Source organism: Neptuniibacter caesariensis (genome assembly GCF_000153345.1).
Taxonomy (GTDB): Bacteria; Pseudomonadota; Gammaproteobacteria; order Pseudomonadales; family Balneatricaceae; genus Neptuniibacter; species Neptuniibacter caesariensis.
The window spans coordinates 557,583-573,508 of record NZ_CH724127.1 but is presented as its reverse complement, the minus strand read 5'-3'; the positions used below and the strand labels follow the sequence as shown (position 1 = coordinate 573,508).

The window sequence follows — 15,926 nt, the reverse complement described above, 5'->3', positions numbered from 1 at the left end:
GTACCATAATCAGGCTATAGGTATGTTTGTTTACTCAATCAGTGAGGCATTGCTATGAGCCAACAACGCCCCGTTAGTAATGAGTCAGATGTGACTGTCGAAAATGAAGACTGGTTGCCAGAGGACGAATTTGAAGACGCTTCTGATGCAACCATATATCCCAAGGAAAGTATCAATCCGGCGAAAAGGCGTCGTCTCGAAGCGATGCGCGAGGAACGAGAACTTCTAAACGATATCAGAGATGTTTTCGATGATTATGATTTCGAAGATTAAAGATCAGGAATCAGACTTATAACCAGATTATACCCACCGATCCTGCCTGCCAAAACTAAGCGCAGGCAGAATGATTTGAATGGCCTTCTTGCTTCTTCTCTACAGTGACATCCAACAGAAAAATATCATGTTCAGTAAACTCAAACATGGTATCGCACACCTTACATCGGTAAATACTTGAACCTGGTGAGTGTCTGACAATATTCAAATAATGATGCGGTTCAACACTGAAAGACGACCTTATCAACTCAGCGCAGTGGCTACAGCACTTATCCATAGCAAGCTCCCTATCTTGAGCAATATATCAAGAATGGTTCACAACCTAAGGTAATTCAAACTTTCTACAGATTTTTTGTGACGTGGCTTGTTAAAATAGCGTTATGCTGAAAATAAGTAATCGAGTATTTATCTACCCCCACGAGCTTGAGTTCAATGCAATCCGTGCACAAGGTAGTGGTGGGCAAAACGTCAATAAGGTATCCAGTGCAATCCATCTGCGCTTTGATATCCAGCGCTCCTCTTTGCCTGATTTCTATAAAGAACGGCTATTGGCTTATAGTGATCAACGCATCTCCTCTGATGGCATCATCGTCATCAAAGCACAAAACCATCGTGATCAGGAGCGCAATAAAGAAGATGCGATGCAGCGATTATGCTTGTTAATTCAAGAAGCAACCAAGGTAGAGAAGCAACGCCGAGCAACCAAGCCTACCCGCAGCTCGCAGCGTAAACGTATGGATAAGAAGACCCAACGAGGTCAGGTTAAAAAGAACCGCGGCAAAGTTAACTACTAAGCGTTGTCAGTTTCAGTTCTACCTGGCCTTTATCTGAAGTCACAAAAATATGGTCTTCGCTTATCGTCACAGTAAGCTCCATATTTCGTTCGCATAATTGCGGAAGTTGCTCTGCCTCATTAGCATCAAAAGCAAAAATTTCGGTTTTTGGTAATGCATTCAGATCGGATGCATGTTTCGGCCACCAAACATCGACCTCACTACCGTATGCGTAGAGTTTCACCTTATCCGCTCGGCTTACCCCTTTACGTAAACGGTCAGCGGAAGCCTGCCCTACCTCTATCCAGCAAGGGATAGAACCATCGGGACGAACGACCCATAAATCAGGTTCATCCGCAGTAGACAGCCCCTTGGTGAAACTCAGATCGGTATCATAGTTAAGTGCAAATGCGACAATGCGCACCATCATCCGCGTTTCCGTTTCTGATGGGTGCAGTGCTATCGTCAGTTTCTCACTGCAATAGAGATCCTGATTCATATCCACCAGGTTCAGGTTTGCTTTGTAGATAGTAGGTTTAAGTGCCATTATTTCGTTCCGATCTGATATCTGCGCATCTTTATACTGCATCGCCCCACAGTTTTAAATACAATTCATCACCTGTAATGAAGTGGTTTGCTAAAGAGGGTCAATATGCAACTGAAACATCTGGCAATAAGAGAACTGGTGAAAGAGTCTGAAGATGCTCCTGCGCGCATTACTGAGCGTGGCGGAATCATTCCTACATCAGAGCCAATTGCAAACCAGCTATTTGAAACGCTCAATGCTGCCTTCAGTCGCCGTTCGAGCCTGACCCACGGTTCTTTCAATCATGATAACGAGGAAGGCTACCCATTCATTTCAGCTTTTGAAACTTTCGTAGGCTCAGAAGCCAGTGAGACTGATTTCACTGCCCTGACCGATAAAAGCATGGCTCAACTGGCTGTCGCAATTAACAACCCATCTGCGCACACTGCCCATGGTGGTTACGTGCTGTTTGCCCTTTATGCCAGTGACCGTTATGAATACCTGCTCATTGCATTGGTCAGAGATAAGGCCGGCATCGGGTTTGATAATGACCTTCATCCGACTGAAATTATGGAGGTCAATCTTGATCAGCTGCACCAGGGTGCCCGAATCAACATCAGTACCTTTAAGAAAAAGCAGGACAGCTACCTAAGCTTTATTGGTAGTAAGGAGAAAGGCGAGATTACTCATTACTTCTCAACTGCATTCGGATGTACAGATGTGACTCCATCCCGTCAGTCTACTGGCGAACTGATTCGCGCGGCGCGTGATTTCTGTAACCAGAACAATATGAGCGACCGTAAAGAGGAAGTGGTTGAGGATGTTGTCAGCTATCTGGAGCGACAACGTTCGGATAAAGAATCCGCTAACCTGAATGAAGTGCAGAATCTGTTTGATGCCTATATCCCACCTGAGCAGGCTGAAACCATTGCCGGCACCTTTGGTACATTTGCCAATAAAGGGCCCTACAATGTGAGCCAAGAGTTCCAGCCGCATACCAGTACGATCAATCGCTTTGCTAAGTTAAAGGTAAAAGCCGACAACTGGTGTCTGGACTTCACTAAACGTAACCTCGGCGATATCAATACCGGCAAGGATATTGAGTTTGACGAAGATAACGGTCGAATTATTATCAATAAGTTACCGAGCAAAGTGATCAATCAGATCCGCGAAGCCCTCGAACAGGAAGACTGATTCACATACTGAACAGTGAGATCACATTACCCTCAGGATCAGAGAAATGGGCCAGGGTTCCACCCCATACCTGTTTCTCTGGCTCCCCGGTAAACTTAACACCCTGCTCTACAAGCTCACGATACGACTGGCTTACGTCCTCAACTTGCAGGCTAATCCCGACGAAACGTCCAACCAGTTCTTTAACTTCATCCGAATCAGCATCCAGCCTTTCCAGCGCCAGCTTCGCCCCACCTAAATTAAATTCAGCCCAACCTAAGGACTGATCAGAAAATTCAGGCTCCCGAGAAAAAACTTTGCTGTAAAACTCTACGGCCTCAGTAAAACCAGTCACAAACACACGCTGTGCATAGAATTCAAAATCCATTTTATCCTCCTTAAATCGACCCAAACCAGTCTAGTTGGCCACCTCTGTATGCACAATCCAGTACAGACGTCTTCGCTCTTTCCTAAGAAAATGTTCATGGATCTTTGGGGAGGTAAATTATGCAAATTACAGGCTTTCTGTTTGGATTAACCGAGCAAAACCGCTTAACTATTAATCACGCGATAAAGAAACTATTTGCCGAACAGGGCTATCAGGTTCAGCAACTCTTACAACGTGGCCATCTGGTCAAAGCGACGGTTAAAGATCTTAACCCTAATAGGCGACATCGGATTAGCGAATTTAGTAATCTGGAGCAGGATCCGTCGTCATTTATAACGCTTCTACAGGATGCTTAATTTAAGGTCTAACTGGAGATCAGCACAGTCGCAAGTTAATATATTAACTATGAGCAAACCCCATAACAGTGCTGAACATATGACCCTGACCTCTACCGTCATCGGTGGCTGGTCTGTTGCTGTAGGCAGAGCACTGGATGCAATTGGCTGTGATGGGGACGCCCTGCTTCATGAGGCAGGGGTCGATCTTGAAGAAAGGTTCAACTGCGAAGCCCGATTTAATGCTGACCACACTCGTCGTTTATGGCAATTAGCCCTGGCAGAAACTAAACAGGAAGATATAGGCCTACAGGTAGCTCGTTTCGTCTGCCCTACCACTTTCCACGCTTTGGGTTTCTCATTATGGGCAAGCAATAGTCTCAGCGAGGCTCTGAAACGTATGGTCAGATTTGAAGTTTTACTTAACGATGGCTGCCATCTGCATCTTGATTCTGAACAAGGGTTGCTGCACTTTTCCATGGACGTAAAACAATCCGAAGGCAAAGATCTGGTTGCCGCTGAGGGTGTAGACTACTTCCTTGGCGCTGTGGTCAAGATGTTTAGAGACATGTCCGCCCCGAGCTTTGCGCCGATAAAAGCGACCTTAACCCGCGCTCGACCCGATAATCCCACATGTTGGGATGATTTTTTTAACTGTCCTGTTGAATTCTCTGCACAACGCAATCAACTTGTTTTTGATAGAACGACCTTGCATGAAACACTGCCAACGGGGAATACTTCTCTGGCCGAGCAGAACGATAAATTGGTCGAAGCCTATCTACACAAAATGCAGTTAAACGATATCTGTGGTCAGGTTCGTAGTTGCTTGATCGAATTAATGCCACTAGGTATCACTACAATGGACGGCGTCTCTCAGGCGCTATCGATTCCTCCGAGAACCCTGCAATACAAACTCAGCCAACAGGGAACGACGCTACAGGAGCTCCGCGATAATATTCGTGAAGAACTGGCCCGACAATATCTGCAGCATTCCAGACAGCCTTTTACCCAAATAGCCTATTCGCTTGGGTTTTCAGACCCTGCCCACTTCAATAGGGCCTTCAAACGCTGGACCGGTGAAACACCCACTGCATACCGGCGACGCACCTCAGAGTAACTTGCTTTAAATGGCAAAGGCTCTGTCTTAAATGGCAAAGAGCTTGGTTAAGCTACTCGTATACTGCCTCTCAATCGCTGACAACAGTCACGACCGAATAATAAAAAGTGAGAGGATTTATCAGGATGGGTGAAATCGTATTAGCCGCAAAAGTTACGCATGTACCTTCAATGTTTATCTCAGAACAACCCGGACCTAACCATGGTTGTCGAGCGGCAGCCATTGAGGGCCTAAAGAAAATTGGTGATCTGTGTCGCGAACGCGGTGTCGATACAATCATCATCTCAGATACCCACTGGCTCGTTAATGCGGGGTACCATATCAACGCCAAGCCAGACATGTCAGGTGTATTTACGAGTACCGAGTTTCCTCACTTTCTCAACAATATGCCGTTCAAGCACGCCGGTGACCCTGAACTTGGGCAACTGATCGCTGAAACAGCAACAAAAAATGGTGTGAACACTCTTTGCCACCATGAAGTAGAAACGCTGGATCTACAATATGGAACTTTGGTCCCACTTCGCTACATGGGTGTCGAAGATGATATTAAAGTCGTTTCAATCGCCGGCTGGATGTACGACGCGGAACTGGAAGAATCCAAAACGGTTGGCGAATCTATTGTTGAAGCAGTCAAGAAATCAGACCGTAAAGTGGCTTTCCTTGCCAGCGGTTCGCTTTCACACCGCATCCCCCCTAATACCGTGGTCAGTGATTACCTGTTTAAGATCAGCCGCCCATTAAATCAGGCGACAGATCTTATGGTGCTGGATATGTGGAAGAAGGGCCAAACCAAGGCGTTTCTGGATATCCTGCCCAAATACGCTCAGGACTGTGATGGCGAAGGTGGCATGCACGACACTGCGATGCTATTTGGTCTGCTGGGCTGGGATAATTATGAAGGTTGCGCAGAGATGATGACGGAGTATTTCCCTAGCTCTGGAACAGGCCAGTGCAACGTGCTGTTTCCTGTAAACTAAGGATGATATCAGAGCGGCCCTGAATCTGGGCCGCTGTTTCTTTATTCGGCTTTAAAGTAATAACCCCACCCATAAAGACACGCTGACGACAGAAATCAGTGTAGAAAGCACAACCGTCAATGAAGACTCTTTTTCCTTGATGTCATATTTCAACGCGATCACATGCGCCAAAGCACCGGTCGGTAAAGCAGCCAAGAAGATCGCTGCCAACAACCAGTTCTGATCGTCTAAACCCGCCGCGGTAAATGTTGCCAGAACAATAAGCGGATGAATCAATAGCTTTACAACAACAAGCCAGAATAACTCGGCTTTACTCTCCTTAAGCGTTTTGAACTCAAGGCTTGCCCCCAGGCAGAACAAAGCTACTGGCACTGTTGCAGGTGCCAACATATCCAGTGTCGTTGAAAATAACGAGGGCAGGCTTATCTCCAGAGCTGACACCAGAACGCCAAAAAAAGTTGCGACAAATATTGGGTTTCTTAACAGGGAACGGTCCAGTATCTGCAATACCTGTTTAACACCTTTGCCTTCCTGACGATGGATCTCAACCAGCAATTGCGCACCGCCAATCTGAAAAACATTGCCCAACAAGATAATACTGATCAGCGCTCCGTATCCAGGCTCCCCCAGCAATCCATAAACTAGCGGGATGCCCATATAGGCATAATTTGAGAAGGTTCCATTCAGCGCTCTTATGGTCAGCACTTCATTGTTCTTTTCCGCAAAAAAGAATCGACAGCCTAATGCCGCCGTCAATGCGGTAAGGACTGTGCCAAACAGAAATGCCGCCAGATAAACCGGCTTGAAAAAGCTATCCAGTGGCAACTGATATACAGAATTAAACAGCAACGCAGGTACAGCAAAATAAAACACAAAGATATTGATCGGCACTAAAGACTGGCCGGACAAGACTGTTCGCTTGCCAAGGTAGCCCAACGCAATGAGAAGAAACAGCGAAAAGATAGTTTCAATACCTGCCATAAGATCCACTAAGCCAGCAGTTAAAGTGAGCAGCCAATTAGACCAAGAGCAGGCCTATAGGTCCAGACATCATTCCTTAATAAATACCCACTAAGCTTAGCTGCAAATAATTATTTTTGTGCACCGCACAAAAAAATATTGACTTGGTCAAAAAACAGCCTAGAATAGCAACCATATTGTGCAGTGCAACAAAACAAATTTATTAGGAGTGCTAAACATGACTAACCCTGTTGATTTCCAGAAATCTTTCGAAACTGTTCAGTCTCTGATGAACCTGCAGGCTGCAGCGATCACTAAATCTATCGAGCAGCAGAAAAAATCTGGTGAAGAGCTGACTGCTTTCTTCCAGACTGAAGCTGAAAAAGCTAAAGAGCTGAAAACTCCTGAAGAACTGATCAAGTTCAACATGGAAGCGAACAAAGCTCTATTCGAACTGCTGAAAGGCCAGGGCGAAGCTTTCACTGCAATTGCGAACGAAACTCGCGATGCAGCTATGTCTGAGCTACAGGCAATCACTAAGTAATATTAGTGTTGCGACTAAAGAAACCGGGCCTGGCCCGGTTTTTTTATGTCAGGGGCTAGTCAACAAGATAATTTTCGCTAAGATGTCTAAAAGGCTTTTTGAAAGCTGTACTTAGAGGACTCATAGTGGCCCAACAGATTCTTTTAGCTCGCCAGCCTATTCTTAATTCCAACTGTGACACTGTTGGTTACGAATTGCTTTACAGGGACCCAAATGGTTGTCCTCCTGGTGAACTCTTTGACGGCACCGCCGCTACTTGCGAAGTTCTTCTGAGCGCCTATACCGGCATACTGCATAAAGGCTCCATGCGCACCCTTCCCGCCTTCATGAATGTAAATGAAGAGCTACTTTTTCAGGATTTACCCAATTTTGCTGCAGATAATATGGTTCTGGAAATCATTGAAGATGTTCCCATTACCGACAAGACAGCAGAACGTATCAAAGAGCTTTCCGCACAAGGCTTTAAAATCGCTTTAGATGACTTCGTGTGGAAAGATGAGTACCTGAAAATTATCGATTACGTCGAAATTATTAAAATCGATGTGCTCGAACTGAAAGGTAACGCACTGTTTAATACACTAGAAAAACTTGAGCCTTATAAGTTAACCCTGCTTGCGGAAAAGGTCGAAAACATCTTTGAATTTCACCGCTTCCGTAAATTAGGTTTTGAGCTGTTCCAGGGCTATTTCTTTGCTTATCCTGAGATGATCAAAGGAAAAAGAGCCAGCGGCAGCGAACTTACAATGATGGAGTTACTTAGCGAACTCAGCAACCCTGACGCCACACCTGAGGGTTTAGAAAAGATCATCGCTAAAGATCCACGACTTGCCGTACGCTTACTAAAAATCGTTAACTCTGCTTCATTTGCCCTGCAGCGTTCGATCTCCAATATCGGCGAAGCCGTTATTATGCTCGGCCTTAATGAACTCAAGAAGTGGGCGCTGATTGTCTCGATGTCAGGCACTCTGGATGTTCCCGACGAACTGTGTAGAGAACTGCTAATTCGCGCTAAAATGTGTGAAGAGGTATCCGGCCACTACCAGATAGAACCTGGTCAAGCCTTCCTATTGGGAATTTTGTCAGGTGCTGATGCCCTGTTCTCAATGCCGCTGGAAGAGATCACAACCTACATATCTTTGTCTGATGATGTGATCGCGGCTCTACTCGAGCATGAAGGCCCTATGGGAACTTTACTTGGCGATGTCATTCATTTTGCCCACTACGACTGGGGCAAGCTCTCCGGATCTGTCGATAGTATGATCCTTAATGAAGCATTACATACAGCCATCAACTGGGCCATAGAAAGCCAAAAAACAGCGACATCCGCATAATAATTGCGATAGGTCAGATTTTCAGAGCTGAACTAGTAATATTCTTAGTATCGCATCCCCTCTATGTAGCCTACAGTTAAAAGGTAGTTACATTTAAGACAGGATGTCAGCACTATGAGCATCTTTATCACCAGCGTTGGTGCCACCGATAATGAGATCTGTGCGCCGATCTCTCAAGCCATACTTAATCATCTGGACCGTAAAGGTTTTAAATTCAGCGGGATTCCTTCCGTCCAACCTCAGGTCCTCACCGCTACAGGGGAGGTGAGCTTTCGCCTGGCCAGCTGCAACTTGCTTACCCAAAGTGCAAATTACAGCTATGACAAGATACGTGAGTTTGTACAAGAATACCGCAAGGCAACCTCGGTAGCCCCAGAACTGAATGAGAAGGTTCTAAGTATGCTGCATGAGCTCGAGCAGCTTATTACGCGCTGTAACTGCGGCAATAAAAAAAGCTGCTCACACTGTACGCTGGTCAACAGAGAGACCCTGCTTTAAACAGCCTTTTAAAGCGCCAATGGCTGATTGATCGCCTTTTCAATGAAGCGATCAATATCGACTTGTTGCAGGCAATCAGGATAGGGGTGGTACTGGCAATTAAAGCAGTTGTTACCCCTGTCATCACGATACTCGCTATAAACAAAAATACCTTGCTCTACCGTTTTCCCCCGCTCCTTTCGTTTACCCTCGACAAACCATATCGATAGAGGACGAAGTGTTTCGGCGTGGGTACGGGTTATGCGTTTCACAGGCAGTGCTACCGTCTCGGCAAAAAGATCCTGAGAAGTAAAAGAATGTGCTTCAAACATGAGTTGCTCCCATAATTTATGAGAGCTGACGTTAAGAGGGGTCTACCTGATTCGTTGTCGGAATCGACCACATCGCTTTATAGCAACCACCTTGCCCAGGTTGGCAGGTTGGTGAGGACGTCAGCCCTACTCTTGATGTTAAATGTAAGAGCAGTAAATCTAACGCACCTGACCAACGAATGCAAACCTTGTTAAAGTGCCCTGTGCTTTGCCAGATATACCGGGGTTCTTGCCTTGGGCAGTTTCTCAACAAAGTGATAACGGGCAACATGATAGCTAGGATCAAAGCCAAAAAAGTTAAGCTTCATCTGCGCGAGTTCTTCATCTCTGTATATCTGTAAAGACTTGGCCTGCTCATCCGAGGTTCTCTGCTTATGCTTATCACGTAATGCACTACTGATATCCGAATCCGCGATCTCCTCAGCCAGTTGCCTAACCTGCTGAATAAATGCTTCATGGGGCCCCTCAAAAACCTGATCGATCAAACCTTGCGCATTGGCCGATTTCGCGGACACCGGTAGTCGGTTCTGCATTAGCGTTTTGGCCTGCTCCTCTCCTACCCGTTTGGGTAATAGATAGGTCCAGTATTCTGAGCCATATAGATTCCCCATCGACTTATAATGGGGATTTAATACGACCTTATCATGGGCAATGACCCGATCAGCAGCTAACGCCAGGAACACGCCACCCGCTCCGGCATTCCCCTGCATCGCAACCATGGTTATCTGATCAGGCGAATCAATAATCTCCCGGCAAAGATCATTCATTGCGTTGATGTTCTGCCACGATTCTTCTGCCGGACTATTGGCCGCTTCAATCTGATTTAGGTGGATACCGTTTGACCAGAACTCCCTTCCGCCCATTAAGACCAGTACAGAAATCTCTTGCTGTTTTGCCAAAGCGACGGCACGCTGAAGCCTTTTGCATTGATAGGTGTCCATCGCCCCGTTATAGAAATCAAAATGCAGATAGCCAACCCGACCTTCCTGTCGATAGCGGATCTCCTGCCACACCTGCTCGTCTTGATCTTCGGTAGCAGGAATTTCTGGTACTCGATAAGCCTCTGGAGCCCCCTGTAGCTGTGCAGCTAAAACCTGTGTAGCAGGCAGTTTAAAACCAAACTCCTGCTCATCGGGCTTAACTACTTTCAGGTGGGTAACCCATACGGCTCCATCCCGTGTTTTTAAGCAGATAGCACGGTCGCGGGTCGCAACAATTGATCCAGGCTCACCCGTTAAGTCGCCCATCTCTTCTGCCGCAAAAGCGTTATATAGATAATACTCACGACCAGCTATCTCATCCTTTACCCCCGGAACAGAATCAGCCGCTCGGATTTTTCGCAAAACAACCTCTGTGCTATCAACCTGCCAATCGATCACTCTGTCGCTCTGTTTCATCAGGCAATGCCACTGGCCTTGCACATCCGGATTCGCATAGTCCAGGGCCTGAGGTTGATAACCCTCAGTTTGCATACGCTCAATAGTAAGCCGCACCGCTTTAACCGCCGCATCCGTCACTTCATTACGATAAAGACTGCTCTTACTAGCAGCGCGCATAGGAAATTCCACAGACGCCCAGATATCACCCGCATCCATCTCAGCATTAGCCTCCAGGCAGGTCACACCCCAACGTTGTTCATTGCGCATAATTGCCCAATCAACCGAAGAGGGACCTCGATCTCCTACAATCCCCGGATGGACGATAATGCAACGATACTGGCTCCAAACAGATTCAGGAATCGCACGTTTCAGGAACGGTGCAAGGATCATATCGGGTTTATACAGTTCAACCGCTTGTTCAGTGACTGAGTCATTAATATCAAACTCAATCGAGATATCATGGCCATCCCTTCCCAACTCAACAAAGAGCCGCTGGCTTAGGCTGTTGAAACTATGGGTCAGAAACAGAATACGCATTAGCAGATCCTCGGCAGCTGTTCGCCATTGATCCAGTCCACCATACGATTCCCGCCAAAGGCGGTCTGCATCTGAACAAAATTCAACGAATCTTCAGTGACTTCACCAATGATTGCGGCCTCTGCACCCTTCGGGTGGCTGCGCATCACCTCGACTAGATGTTCCGCCTTATCCGCAGGGCAGAACGCCACCAGCTTGCCCTCATTTGCGACAAACAGTGGATCTAAGCCAAGAAATTCACACGCGGCTTTTACTTGAGGCTTAACCAGAATAGCCTCTTCATAAATCTGCATGCCCGCTCCAGCCTGCTGGGCAATCTCATTGAGCGTTGCAGAAATCCCGCCACGGGTAGGATCGCGCAAACAATGTAGTTCCGGAACAGCTTCCACCATTGTCGCCACAAGGTCGTGCAGGGACTGTGAATCCGACTCTATAGTTGTTTCAAAGGTCAGATTCTCACGCAGGGACATGATAGCCACTCCATGATCTCCCAGACTTCCTGAGACGATAATTTTGTCACCCGGCTTAACTCTGTCACCCCCAAGTTCAATGCCATCTGGAACAACACCGATACCTGTGGTGTTGATGAAGCAGCCATCCCCTTTACCGCGTTCAACCACCTTGGTGTCACCCGTAACAATAGAAACGCCTGCTTCTTCGGCAGCTGCAGCCATCGAATCGACGATACGTTTCAGATCCGCCAAAGGGAAACCCTCTTCAAGGATAAATCCAGCCGATAGGTGCTTAGGCACCGCGCCAGACATCGCCACATCATTGACCGTGCCATGTACTGACAATGCCCCAATATCTCCACCTGGGAAAAAGAGGGGTGAAATCACATGACTGTCAGTTGCCATCACGACTTTACCCGGTGGAAGATTGAAACTCGCCTGATCATTCAGTTGATCAAGATAGGGGTTGGAGAATGCCTGTAAGAACAGTTGATCGATCAACTGCGCCATCGCTTTACCGCCACTTCCATGGACCATTTCAACCTTACCCTTAAGCAGGTCTAAATCAGATGTATAAGATCGCTGAGTACTCATCTTTATTCTCTATCTCAGGCTGCAGGGTGGGTTTGATCAGTCGCAAAAGTGCGCTCCTGATATCGCCCATAGCTGTAATAAGCGGCACAAGCACCTTCGCTTGAAACCATGCAGGAACCTAGTGGGTTCTCTGGGGTACAGGGATCACCAAACAGTGAACAATCCCTTGGGGATTTAACGCCGCGGAGAATCGCGCCACATTCGCAGGCTTTATTCTCCCGGGTACTTTTGTAATCAACGGTGAAACGCTTTTCGGCATCAAATTCGGCAAACTCTGCTTTGATACGCAACGCACTGTAAGGTACCGTTCCTAAGCCACGCCATTCAAAAGCGCGGCGTAATTCAAAGGTATCCGCAACAACCGACTTCGCCTGTGGGTTACCCTCGTAAGTCACCGCCCGAGCGAACTCATTTTCAACCTCTGCCCGTCCTTCGTTGATCTGCCTGACCAGCATTAAAATAGCCTGCAATACATCCAGGGGCTCAAAGCCTGCGATGACCACGGGCTTTTGATACTCCTCGGCAAAGAAATGGTAGGGTTGCGAGCCGATCACTGTGCTGACATGGGCCGGGCCAATAAAACCATCCAGCGGTAAAACCCCTAATTCACGCACTTCCGGGGATTCCAGAATATTGCTGATCGCTGCGGGGGTCAGAACATGATTACAGTAGACAGAGAAGTTCTTAAGGCCCAGCTTTTGCGCCTGCCTTATCACTAATGCGGTAGGTGGCGTGGTTGTTTCAAAACCAATGGCAAAGAACACCACCTCACGACCCGGGTTATCCTGCGCGATCCTTAAGGCATCCATACAGGAGTAGACCATTCGTACGTCAGCACCTTCGGATTTAGCTTTTAGTAAACTCCGTTTACGCGATCCGGGGACTCTGAGCATATCGCCATATGAGCACAAGATAACCTCATGGGTCACCGCTAGCTCTATCGCCGCATCAAGGCGAGGGATAGGCAATACACATACCGGGCAACCCGGCCCGTGAATCATCTTCACATTGTCCGGAAGCAGATCCGGAATGCCGTAGCGGAATATCGCATGAGTGTGACCGCCGCAGAATTCCATAAAGTTGTACTCGCGATCACTGCGTGCTTCAGTGCGGATACGTGCGGCAATATCCCGGGCGATAGCCCCATCCCGATATTCATCTACATACTTCATTGGGAAGCCTCAATCGCTTGCTGCTGAGATAACTCATCAAGTTCAGCAAACAGCGCCAGGGTTTTTTCCGCTTCTTCGGGATCAATTTTGTTTAGCGCATACCCTACATGCATGATCACATAATCTCCTACTGACAGATCCGTGATCAGCGCTACATTAATCTCTTTGCGAACCCCACCGATATCAGCAATCGCTGTTTCAGCATCGATGATCTCTTCAATTTTTACCGGAATTGCTAAACACATAAACCATCTCTGTTCTTATCATTATTTTCTACCGCCAACGCTTGCAAAGCGATATGCGCCTGCCCCAGGGAGATCGCCCCATCATTACAAGGTAGCTTCTGAGCAACCAGAACCTGCATTTGCTCAGCCAGCACCGCTTGAAGCTCACTGAGTAACAGCTGATTGAGAAAACAACCACCTGCCAAAGCAACCGTTGTCAGGTTATACCGCTCACCCGCCTGAGTTACCCAACTGACCAGTCCATCAACTAACTGACGATGAAATAGTGCCGCAGCATAGCCCTTATCCTCACATTCGGTTAAGCGCTGCAGTAGTGGCCAGATCACTAATTCATTGCCCTCTGTTTTCAGCAAAGGCGATTCTTGTGGCCAGGGGTTGCTCTTTAGATATTGCCAGGCCGCTGACTCAAGTAGCATCGCCGCATGCGCCTCATAATCCGAACGCTGCTTAATATCCAAAAGTGCCGCAACAGCATCAAACAACCGGCCTGCACTGCTGGTCTCAGGGCAGTTGAGGTTTTTCTCTAACAACTGCTGAACAACCGCATATCCTTCATTCTCTTTCAGGTGTATGACTTGCTCAGACTCAATATTAAGCTCATGCAGTGCGGCACTGGCGATACGCCATGGCTCTCTGGCCGCTCGATCACCGCCTGGCATTTTGAGCTTTGAAAAGTGTGCGATTCTTTCTGAACGATGGCCCGAAACTTTGAGCAGTTCACCACCCCAAAGCTGTCCATCATCTCCGAGCCCTAAACCATCCAGAGCCACACCGAGCAGATCGCCGTCTATCTCATGTTCACAAACAACCGCTGCTACATGAGCATGGTGGTGTTGTACCTGCATAAGTGGAATCTGATTCGCTTGCGCGTATTCCCTGGCAAAGCGACTACTGTAAAAATCCGGATGCAGATCAGCAACAACCAGATCCGGCCTGATATCCAGTAATGAACACAGATGAGCAACGGTTTCACTTAGGTTTCGACAGCACTCTGGATTATCCAAATCGCCGATATATTGCGATACATAAGCGCTGTCACCCTTGGTTAGGCAGATCGTGTTCTTAAAAAATGCCCCCACGGCCAAAACCGACTTACCCAGCCCCTTCAGCGAATCTGGCAGCTTAACTCTGGTAGGCGCTAAACCTCTGCCACTTCGTACTATTGAAGCCTGCGAAGATACCATTGAGATCACTGAGTCATCACAGCGGGTTTCGATCGCTCGGTTATGTAGTAAAAAGCCGTCCGCAATATGCGCTAGCTGTTTAAGCGCTTCCTCATCCTGGGTAATTAATGGATTGCCACTGAGGTTTGCGCTGGTCATCACCAGTGTTAACGTCTGCTGCTCCTTTAACCACGCAGTCCCCGTTGGCTGTTGAGCTGCTCGATGAAACAACAGATAGTGGATAGGCGTATGTGGCAGCATGATCCCAAGCCAGTTAAGCCCTGGAGCTACCACGTCGGGAAGTGCGTCCTCAACTTTTGGGCATAAACAGATAGGCGCATCATGCCCCTTTAAGCGCTCCTCTCGAGCACGGCTTAACTCGGCAATAGATCTAAGCGATTCAAGGTTGGCTCCCATCACGGCAAAGGGCTTTTCAGGGCGCTGTTTACGATCACGCAAGCGCTGTACCGCTTCTGGGTTTTGCGCATCGCAAACCAAGTGAAATCCACCAATACCTTTGATCGCGACGATCTTACCCTGCTGCATCAGGGCGAGTGCCGCACCGATCGGATCAGGATCTGTTTTTCCATCAACGCCGCGAAATTTCAGGCTTGGGCCGCAGCTTGCACAAGCAGTTGGCTGCGCATGGAAGCGTCGGTTCTCAGGGTGTTTATACTCCTGATCGCAAGGGCTACAGAGCGTAAAAGGGGCCATGGTTGTATTAGCCCGGTCATATGGCAGTGACTTTATGAGGCTATAGCGTGGGCCGCAATTAGTGCAATTGATAAAGGGGTAAAGGTAGCGGCGGTCATTAGGATCAAACAGCTCTTCAAGGCAATCTTGGCAAACCGCAGCATCGGGTGTCACCGCCAGATCGACTTCACCTTCAGCACTTTTCACAATCTCAAAGGTATCCAGCCCCCTAACCGCCTCGGCATGGGTTGCTACCAATGAATGGACCTTAGCCATGGTCGGCTGCTCATGGGCTGTTTGCAGAGATTCGAGCAGGTCGGTTAGCTGTGAAGATGAGCCTTGTGCGAAGATAGAAACGCCTTCAGGGCCATTAGCAACATGGCCTACGATCCCCAAACGGTTAGCAAGGTTAAAAACAAAGGGACGAAAGCCGACCCCTTGAACCTGACCATGAATCTCTATCTGCTTCGCATAAATGCTCATAG

The 15,926-nt window shown here is 47.6% G+C and carries 18 protein-coding genes and 1 riboswitch; of the genes, 9 read left to right on the top strand and 9 right to left on the bottom strand.

The features are described from left to right. Window positions 1-54: 54 nt before the first annotated feature. Window positions 55-273: a PA3496 family putative envelope integrity protein gene (locus MED92_RS16445; protein ID WP_007022712.1), complete on the top strand. Its 219-nt coding sequence runs from the start codon at window positions 55-57 to the stop codon at window positions 271-273. Window positions 274-653: 380 nt separating this feature from the next. Continuing rightward, the gene (gene arfB / locus MED92_RS16440; protein WP_007022710.1) at window positions 654-1,067 is read left to right on the top strand and encodes an alternative ribosome rescue aminoacyl-tRNA hydrolase ArfB; all 414 of its coding nucleotides are present in this window, start codon (window positions 654-656) and stop codon (window positions 1,065-1,067) included. Here arfB and MED92_RS16435 read toward each other — a convergent pair. Next, entirely contained in the window at window positions 1,057-1,593 is a 537-nt protein-coding gene (locus tag MED92_RS16435) for a YaeQ family protein (RefSeq protein WP_040663399.1), read from the bottom strand. The two genes, arfB and MED92_RS16435, sit on opposite strands and share 11 nt — an antisense overlap. A gap of 105 nt (window positions 1,594-1,698) precedes the next feature. On the opposite strand from MED92_RS16435, the gene MED92_RS16430 reads away from it, so the two are divergent. Further along, entirely contained in the window at window positions 1,699-2,766 is a 1,068-nt protein-coding gene (locus MED92_RS16430) for a nucleoid-associated protein (RefSeq protein ID WP_007022708.1), read from the top strand. Window position 2,767: 1 nt separating this feature from the next. Here MED92_RS16430 and MED92_RS16425 read toward each other — a convergent pair whose 3' ends face one another. Then, a complete protein-coding gene (locus tag MED92_RS16425) occupies window positions 2,768-3,133 on the bottom strand; it encodes a VOC family protein (RefSeq protein ID WP_007022707.1) in 366 nt (121 codons plus the stop codon). A gap of 119 nt (window positions 3,134-3,252) precedes the next feature. On the opposite strand from MED92_RS16425, the gene MED92_RS16420 reads away from it, so the two are divergent. From MED92_RS16420 to hpaD, 3 genes are all read left to right on the top strand, one after another. Beyond that, entirely contained in the window at window positions 3,253-3,489 is a 237-nt protein-coding gene (locus MED92_RS16420; RefSeq protein WP_007022706.1) for a hypothetical protein, read from the top strand. Between the two features lie 49 nt (window positions 3,490-3,538). Beyond that, window positions 3,539-4,585 (top strand): AraC family transcriptional regulator, encoded by a 1,047-nt coding sequence (locus MED92_RS16415; protein WP_007022705.1) that lies wholly within the window; start codon window positions 3,539-3,541, stop codon window positions 4,583-4,585. A gap of 125 nt (window positions 4,586-4,710) precedes the next feature. Continuing rightward, a complete protein-coding gene (hpaD, locus tag MED92_RS16410; protein ID WP_007022704.1) occupies window positions 4,711-5,562 on the top strand; it encodes a 3,4-dihydroxyphenylacetate 2,3-dioxygenase in 852 nt (283 codons plus the stop codon). A gap of 51 nt (window positions 5,563-5,613) precedes the next feature. Here the strand turns inward: hpaD and MED92_RS16405 are convergent, their stop codons facing one another. Beyond that, a complete protein-coding gene (locus tag MED92_RS16405; RefSeq protein WP_007022702.1) occupies window positions 5,614-6,543 on the bottom strand; it encodes an AEC family transporter in 930 nt (309 codons plus the stop codon). Between the two features lie 217 nt (window positions 6,544-6,760). On the opposite strand from MED92_RS16405, the gene MED92_RS16400 reads away from it, so the two are divergent. From MED92_RS16400 to MED92_RS16390, 3 genes are all read left to right on the top strand, one after another. Next, window positions 6,761-7,066 carry a hypothetical protein gene (locus MED92_RS16400; protein ID WP_007022701.1) on the top strand — a complete coding sequence of 102 codons (306 nt, stop codon included), beginning with the start codon at window positions 6,761-6,763 and terminating at the stop codon, window positions 7,064-7,066. Between the two features lie 125 nt (window positions 7,067-7,191). Beyond that, complete coding sequence (locus tag MED92_RS16395) at window positions 7,192-8,397, top strand: EAL and HDOD domain-containing protein (RefSeq protein WP_007022700.1); 1,206 nt, start codon at window positions 7,192-7,194, stop codon at window positions 8,395-8,397. 114 nt (window positions 8,398-8,511) lie between these two features. Continuing rightward, window positions 8,512-8,895: a hypothetical protein gene (locus MED92_RS16390; protein WP_007022699.1), complete on the top strand. Its 384-nt coding sequence runs from the start codon at window positions 8,512-8,514 to the stop codon at window positions 8,893-8,895. 8 nt (window positions 8,896-8,903) lie between these two features. On the opposite strand, the gene MED92_RS16385 is transcribed toward MED92_RS16390, so the two are convergent. The 6 genes from MED92_RS16385 to hypF form a co-directional block, all read right to left on the bottom strand. Continuing rightward, window positions 8,904-9,206: a hypothetical protein gene (locus tag MED92_RS16385; protein WP_007022698.1), complete on the bottom strand. Its 303-nt coding sequence runs from the start codon at window positions 9,204-9,206 to the stop codon at window positions 8,904-8,906. Window positions 9,207-9,246: 40 nt separating this feature from the next. After that, window positions 9,247-9,350: riboswitch (SAM-I-IV-variant riboswitch) on the bottom strand. A gap of 47 nt (window positions 9,351-9,397) precedes the next feature. Next, window positions 9,398-11,122, bottom strand: a complete 1,725-nt coding sequence (locus tag MED92_RS16380; protein ID WP_007022697.1) for a hydrogenase maturation protein — start codon at window positions 11,120-11,122, stop codon at window positions 9,398-9,400. Continuing rightward, window positions 11,122-12,168: a hydrogenase expression/formation protein HypE gene (hypE, locus tag MED92_RS16375; protein WP_007022696.1), complete on the bottom strand. Its 1,047-nt coding sequence runs from the start codon at window positions 12,166-12,168 to the stop codon at window positions 11,122-11,124. The genes MED92_RS16380 and hypE overlap by 1 nt, the downstream gene beginning before the upstream one ends. Before the next feature lie 14 nt (window positions 12,169-12,182). After that, window positions 12,183-13,340 carry a hydrogenase formation protein HypD gene (gene hypD / locus MED92_RS16370; protein WP_007022695.1) on the bottom strand — a complete coding sequence of 386 codons (1,158 nt, stop codon included), beginning with the start codon at window positions 13,338-13,340 and terminating at the stop codon, window positions 12,183-12,185. Continuing rightward, the gene (locus MED92_RS16365) at window positions 13,337-13,585 is read right to left on the bottom strand and encodes a HypC/HybG/HupF family hydrogenase formation chaperone (protein ID WP_007022694.1); all 249 of its coding nucleotides are present in this window, start codon (window positions 13,583-13,585) and stop codon (window positions 13,337-13,339) included. The genes hypD and MED92_RS16365 overlap by 4 nt, the downstream gene beginning before the upstream one ends. Continuing rightward, window positions 13,576-15,924, bottom strand: coding sequence for a carbamoyltransferase HypF (gene hypF / locus MED92_RS16360; RefSeq protein WP_007022693.1), 2,349 nt, complete (start codon window positions 15,922-15,924; stop codon window positions 13,576-13,578). The genes MED92_RS16365 and hypF overlap by 10 nt, the downstream gene beginning before the upstream one ends. Window positions 15,925-15,926 lie beyond the last annotated feature (2 nt).

Bases quoted from the DNA above. Each gene is read 5' to 3' on its own strand.
- MED92_RS16365 (WP_007022694.1), bottom strand. From the start codon at position 13,585: ATGTGTTTAGCAATTCCGGTAAAAATTGAAGAGATCATCGATGCTGAA.
- arfB (WP_007022710.1), top strand. From the start codon at position 654: ATGCTGAAAATAAGTAATCGAGTATTTATCTACCCCCACGAGCTTGAG.
- hypD (WP_007022695.1), bottom strand. From the start codon at position 13,340: ATGAAGTATGTAGATGAATATCGGGATGGGGCTATCGCCCGGGATATT.
- MED92_RS16405 (WP_007022702.1), bottom strand. From the start codon at position 6,543: ATGGCAGGTATTGAAACTATCTTTTCGCTGTTTCTTCTCATTGCGTTG.
- MED92_RS16420 (WP_007022706.1), top strand. From the start codon at position 3,253: ATGCAAATTACAGGCTTTCTGTTTGGATTAACCGAGCAAAACCGCTTA.
- MED92_RS16390 (WP_007022699.1), top strand. From the start codon at position 8,512: ATGAGCATCTTTATCACCAGCGTTGGTGCCACCGATAATGAGATCTGT.
- MED92_RS16445 (WP_007022712.1), top strand. From the start codon at position 55: ATGAGCCAACAACGCCCCGTTAGTAATGAGTCAGATGTGACTGTCGAA.
- hypF (WP_007022693.1), bottom strand. From the start codon at position 15,924: ATGAGCATTTATGCGAAGCAGATAGAGATTCATGGTCAGGTTCAAGGG.
- MED92_RS16435 (WP_040663399.1), bottom strand. From the start codon at position 1,593: ATGGCACTTAAACCTACTATCTACAAAGCAAACCTGAACCTGGTGGAT.
- MED92_RS16425 (WP_007022707.1), bottom strand. From the start codon at position 3,133: ATGGATTTTGAATTCTATGCACAGCGTGTGTTTGTGACTGGTTTTACT.
- MED92_RS16430 (WP_007022708.1), top strand. From the start codon at position 1,699: ATGCAACTGAAACATCTGGCAATAAGAGAACTGGTGAAAGAGTCTGAA.
- MED92_RS16385 (WP_007022698.1), bottom strand. From the start codon at position 9,206: ATGTTTGAAGCACATTCTTTTACTTCTCAGGATCTTTTTGCCGAGACG.
- MED92_RS16380 (WP_007022697.1), bottom strand. From the start codon at position 11,122: ATGCGTATTCTGTTTCTGACCCATAGTTTCAACAGCCTAAGCCAGCGG.
- MED92_RS16415 (WP_007022705.1), top strand. From the start codon at position 3,539: ATGAGCAAACCCCATAACAGTGCTGAACATATGACCCTGACCTCTACC.
- hpaD (WP_007022704.1), top strand. From the start codon at position 4,711: ATGGGTGAAATCGTATTAGCCGCAAAAGTTACGCATGTACCTTCAATG.
- hypE (WP_007022696.1), bottom strand. From the start codon at position 12,168: ATGAGTACTCAGCGATCTTATACATCTGATTTAGACCTGCTTAAGGGT.
- MED92_RS16400 (WP_007022701.1), top strand. From the start codon at position 6,761: ATGACTAACCCTGTTGATTTCCAGAAATCTTTCGAAACTGTTCAGTCT.